The following is a 458-nucleotide window of genomic DNA, read 5'->3' as shown; positions in this document are numbered from 1 at the left end:
GGTGTCGCAGGCAGCGAACTACATGATGCAGAACCCGGGCGTGTTCAACCAGATCGAGACGCACGATGTGGGCGGCGCGGACGGCAAGTCGGGCGCCGGCAACTTCCAGTGGGCCGCGCAAGGTGGGCTCGGCGCAGCGGGCAATACGCCCGGCACACCGTCCACGGGCAGCGCGACGCCGCCGTACAGCAGCACGCCGTCCACGGGCAGCGCGACGCCGTCGTACAGCAGTACGCCGTCCACGGGCAGTGCACCGGCTACGGGCAGCGCGCCCGCGTCGTCCACGTCGCCGTCGACGGGACAGATGACCGCGCAAAGCGCATCGGGCACGCTGGGCGCGTATATGGACGCGAACGGCAAGGGTTCGCTGACGATGGACGACCTGTACAAGCTGTCGCAGAACACCGATGGCAATACGCCGCCGGCGGTGTCGCAGGCAGCGAACTACATGATGCAGA

At 68.3% G+C, this 458-nt stretch carries 1 pseudogene; it reads left to right on the top strand.

The annotated features are described in order from the left end of the window. Positions 1-458: pseudogene (locus ACYPXD_RS32260) on the top strand (hypothetical protein); the annotation flags it as partial.

It is taken from the genome of Paraburkholderia sp. 2C (genome assembly GCF_054589215.1).
Note: the sequence above shows the minus strand (reverse complement) of the source record. Positions and strands in the feature narration are given on the sequence as shown.